Raw genomic sequence first — 4,852 nt, forward strand, 5'->3', positions numbered from 1 at the left:
GCACATTCGGCCGCGGTCACTTCGCTGCATGTCCCGTCCGGGAAGCAGCATGCGCCTAAAACCGGGCAGTCGATGGTCAGAGGGACACCCGTCTTGACAGTCCCCGACGTCTGCGTTCCACCGCTGATGACGTTCACATGGGCGATGATCGCATAAGAGCCCTCAGCAATGCTGAACGAGGCCTCGTATCCCCGTGCATGGGTAAGATCGCCGTCGAAGCCCAGGCCAACCCAAGCGAAATCAGGCGGCGTTCCGTCATCCCCGGAGCTTCCGCTTACGACTTTGTTGGCGATGCTATCGATGGCGATCCACGCATCCCCGGCCGAAACCACTGCCGGGAGGGTATCCGGCGTGGTGAGGACGAGCGCATACATCGTGCCGGATTGGCAATCGTATCTTAAATACAATTTCGATAGAACTGAGAAATCAGGATTAAAAGCGAGATACATATCCGCGAAAAAATCGTCTGCCAGATTCCACTCCGCATAATCTCCATCGACATTGGCCATTCCATAGCTTGGCTCGGCGGCACCAGCTGTTGTTATCATCAACATGAAAAAGATCATACCGAATAGAAATGATTTAACTATTGTACTTATGCTTCTCATAATTATCATCCTCCTCTTCTCATATAGCATGAATCAGAATCGCACATCCCCATTGGCTGCGCAGACAAATTTGAATCATTTCAAAAACTTCAAAACACAGCTCATATCATACTGACCATAAATTCAGTTTGTTGCTTTTCAGATTCAATAATATTTAATTCAATATGTATTCCGAATACAATCAGGAAAATAATGATAATTCATAAGTGTTTTCCTGATCATTATGATGACAACCCTCTATTTTAAAACGGATGTCATCAATTGCATGGATGATATTTGCTTGATTATTTTCGTAATTGTCATCTTTATATATTCACCCTAAAAAAACAGCCCTAATCTGACGATGATTGGGACATTATTGAAGAACCCACTGTAGAAACGCTCACAAGCGGCAAATCGCCGACGAAAAGCTCTCATGAACAGTTCAAGACATGCAGATTCAGCGAAGGGCCTGGCTCCCACCATCCAAGAGGGCTGGCCATGAGAGGAGCTGATCTGCCCCGCTGCCGGCGTAGCGAACTCCCGCCCAGGGCTCCCCAGCAGATCGGTTCCAGCGTTCGCAGCCACATCAGACTTCCCGCCCGGAAAAGCCCGCCTCAGCAAGCCCACCTGGCCCCCCAAAAAAGCCCTTTTCAACCCATTGAGATGGGGTTCAGTTGGCATAGAACTTCCGGTAGGAAGTCGAACCAGGAATTTCTTTTAACCTGCTCTCAGCAGGATGATCTTCTTTGCCGCTCAGATATCGGAAGGCAAAGTGCTTCGAAATGAAACAGGCAAAAATTTCCATGAAATCCTAAAAACTTGCAGAATTAATGTTTCGATTGGAAACAGCAGAAGGATCGTTCAGGGGTAAGAATGTAGCGGATGGAAACAGATTGAAGAGAACTCTTGAAAAAATCTGGCCGTCCAAGGATTCCGCAAAACAACTGAATATACGATTACAAATATCTGCACTCGAAACGACACCAGCCTAATCCACTGAATATTAAGCGACAATTTCATCTGCCAGGCCGGAAACCCAGAATCTTTTACGCCTTGGAATCAGTTGTGCTGAGTAAAGGCATAAAATTTGCTTAATGAACAGGGTAATTATTAGGAGCATCTCCCAGAGATCCGGCGGACAACATTTCTCATCTCGATTACGGCTTACCGCATCGCATATATTGAGGAATGCACATGATGTCTGAAACGCATAGCTTTGATCTCTGCTGGTACGCCGTTTATACCAGGTCAAGAGCGGAGTTCAGCCTTGAAAAGGAACTGACGGGATCCGGTGTTCATGTGTATCTGCCGACTATCAAAAGATTGAGACAGTGGAAAGACCGGAAGAAATGGGTCGCTTTTCCCTTATTCCCTTCCTATATCTTTATCCATACCCATCCCCTCCAAAGAGAATTTTCGAAAGTCATCCTGGCTAAGAACGTGGTCAGAATCCTGGGATCCAGTTCCGAGGGACCGGAGGCCATCCCCCAGGAACAGATTGATAATCTAATGAAAATCGCGGTTGACGGTCCCGACATCAAAGTCGATCAGAATTTAAAGGCCGGCATGCGCGTACGGATCAAAAACGGCCCTCTCGAAGGGACCGAAGGAATCATCGAAAGGCCTCCGTCAGCCAATCGATGCACCTTTTATGTCAACATAGAAATCCTTGGCAGATCGGTCGGAGTCGAAATTTGTTCTGATTCCCTCGAAATCTTCCATTAAAAGATCTTTGGCCAAGGGTTTCCTTTATATGTCCTGCAGAATCTGCAATCCAACCGGGTTGCATTACAGATTCTGCAATCCAATCAATTCTTCCAATAAATATGATCACATTGATAAATGGAGGCTGCCTCTGTAGCTGAGAGGCCGGAAGTGTATCTTCGGCATAAATCATCTTGATTCGATTTGTAATTTATACGGGTCCCATTTGCATAATGACTATCGATCAGAGGTTGTCATGCTATTCTTGAAACAGTATATTTCGACCAGAGGATCCTTCCTATTGCTGACAGGAGATATAATTCTGTGTTTTCTCTCTATATATCTGGTGTCATCTTCAGCCTATAATCTTATTGACTTAGCCGATGAATATAATTTTTTTAGTTTAGATACTTCCATAGTATTTATAATGACAATCATTTGTTTTTCCAGCATGTCTGCACTATATGTACGCGGAAAACAATTTGAAAAATTGAATTCACTTTTGCGCATCGTCACCAGCAATATACTCGCTTTTGTCTTTCTTATTTCCGTAATACACATTTCCTCACTTAATTTCGATGAACATCTACTGTGGATATCCATTATTACGTTTATGATTTTTCAATATCTATGGCATTCTTTCCATAGCAATGTAGCAGAAAACATATTTCATTCTACAAAAAAAGTCCTCATAGTGGGCTCCGGTGAACAAGCCGCAATGATAGGCGCCAGCGCCGCAAAAGAGAGGGGTCGGTACAGCCTGCTCGGCTACGTAGCGGCACCTAATGAGAACAGTCGGATCAAAGGGCTCAAGGATCTAGGCGATTTTCAATCACTGGATAAGATCGTAACGAACGTAAAGCCTGACATCATCGTCATTTCTCCATCCGAGCGTAGAGGATTCATTCCGTCAAAAGAGCTCCTTTCCGCTAAATTGAACGGCACAAAAATAATGGATGGCCCGTCATTCTATGAAGAGGCCAGTGGGAAGCTGCTGGTTGAATACATCAATCCCAGCTGGATGATCTACAGCGATGGCTTCCATAGCGGTTGGATCACCTATTTTATTAAAAATATTATGGATAATATTTTAGCCGCATTGGGGATCATAACCACCTTACCTATTTTTTTAATGATATCGGTTTTAATAAAATGTGATTCACCCGGTCCTATTCTTTTTAAGCAAGTTCGCATCGGAAAGAATGAAAAACCATTCATACTGTATAAATTCAGGACGATGGTAAACGATGAAGGAAAAAACACTGCATACCAATGGGCTATGGAAAATGATCCCCGAATCACACGTCTGGGAAAATTCCTCAGAAAATCGCGTTTGGACGAATTGCCCCAATTATACAATGTTCTACAAGGCGATCTGAGTCTCGTCGGACCACGTCCCGAACAGCCTGGATTTGTAAAGGAATTGAAGGAATTAATCCCCTATTATTCCGAAAGACATTTCGCGAAACCAGGATTAACGGGTTGGGCACAGGTAAATTATCCTTACGGAGCCTCGGTCGAGGATGCCATTGAGAAACTTCGCTATGATCTCTACTACATGAAGAATTTCTCGATTTGGCTTGATATATTCATCTTATTGAAAACCGTCAAAGTGGTTTTCTTTGGAAAAGGCGCCCGCTGAATCGGGATTTTCCGATACCGGGCAGAGAAACGACCGTTTTCCTTCAGCATCCGGATTTTTGGTTCCGTTGCAAAACCACGCTTTTGAGGACGTTATTCAGAGCAGGGGGTGTAGGAAATGAAACATCGCATGAAGAAGATAGCTGCAAAAACCGTATCCAAGGGGTCGACCATCCGCCTTCTGTTTCTGCTATGCACCATCCCCGTGCTGATGATCGTCGGCTGCGCGTCTAGACCGGACTTCAGCCAGATTCCCTCTGAAATCGCCCGGGATCCTACCGTGGCCGCCCCTTATCGCATCGAAAACGGAGACACCCTTCTGGTCAAATTTCCTTACACTGACAGACACGACGAGGAGGTGATCGTTCAGCCCGATGGGTTGATTGTGCTAGGCGTCACCGGCGAAGTCAAAGCTGCGGGGTTGACGACCGTCGAACTGGAGGAAGCGATCCGCTCGGCATCTTCCAAACGGCTCAGGGATCCCCAGGTCTTCGTCACCGTCAAGTCTTCCGCGCAGAAGGTCTATGTCGGCGGAGAGGTAAAAACCGCCGGATTCGTTCCCTTTCGCGAGAATCTCACCCCCCTGCAGGCAGTGTTCGAACGAGGCGGGTTGTCGTCTTTCACAATAATCTGACGTTTTTTTTCTGATTATCCTGGACGATTGGTGGTGATTTTCGGGGTAATTTGGACAGACTTGTTTTGGATGATGGTCTTGGCCTTGGCGATGGTTGTATTGATATAGGCATTTTTCCTCCGTTCGCCCTGGTGATGATCCCAGGAGGTCCGTTGCTCGATGAGGAGGGAGCGGATGGCGTGTTCGGAGTACCCGCGTCTGAGGAGGGCGAGGACGTAGGCGAAGTCGGTTTCGGATTCGGTAGCGCGCAGATATCTGGAGCGAGATGGAGGGGAAGAAAGGC

The 4,852-nt window shown here is 46.2% G+C and carries 5 protein-coding genes; 3 read left to right on the forward strand and 2 right to left on the reverse strand.

Annotation, left to right across the window (positions count from 1 at the left end; genetic code table 11):
* Positions 1-608: hypothetical protein (locus H567_RS29115; RefSeq protein ID WP_035255855.1), on the reverse strand; the 608-nt coding region annotated here is incomplete at its 3' end.
* A 1,179-nt stretch (positions 609-1,787) separates the two neighbouring features.
* Here H567_RS29115 and H567_RS30280 point away from each other — a divergent pair.
* The 3 genes from H567_RS30280 (at position 1,788) to H567_RS27660 (ending at position 4,569) form a co-directional block, all read left to right on the forward strand.
* Positions 1,788-2,315, forward strand: a complete 528-nt coding sequence (locus tag H567_RS30280) for a UpxY family transcription antiterminator (protein ID WP_353743113.1) — start codon at positions 1,788-1,790, stop codon at positions 2,313-2,315.
* Positions 2,316-2,595: 280 nt separating this feature from the next.
* On the forward strand, positions 2,596-3,936 hold the full coding sequence (locus H567_RS0122195) for a TIGR03013 family XrtA/PEP-CTERM system glycosyltransferase (protein ID WP_161626684.1): 1,341 nt from the start codon (positions 2,596-2,598) through the stop codon (positions 3,934-3,936).
* 129 nt (positions 3,937-4,065) lie between these two features.
* The gene (locus H567_RS27660) at positions 4,066-4,569 is read left to right on the forward strand and encodes a polysaccharide biosynthesis/export family protein (RefSeq protein ID WP_161626685.1); all 504 of its coding nucleotides are present in this window, start codon (positions 4,066-4,068) and stop codon (positions 4,567-4,569) included.
* A gap of 14 nt (positions 4,570-4,583) precedes the next feature.
* On the opposite strand, the gene H567_RS29120 is transcribed toward H567_RS27660, so the two are convergent.
* Positions 4,584-4,852 (reverse strand): hypothetical protein (locus H567_RS29120; protein ID WP_028323056.1); only part of this gene is annotated, 269 nt, incomplete at its 5' end.

This window comes from Desulfatiglans anilini DSM 4660 (assembly GCF_000422285.1).
In the GTDB taxonomy this organism is placed as follows: domain Bacteria; phylum Desulfobacterota; class DSM-4660; order Desulfatiglandales; family Desulfatiglandaceae; genus Desulfatiglans; species Desulfatiglans anilini.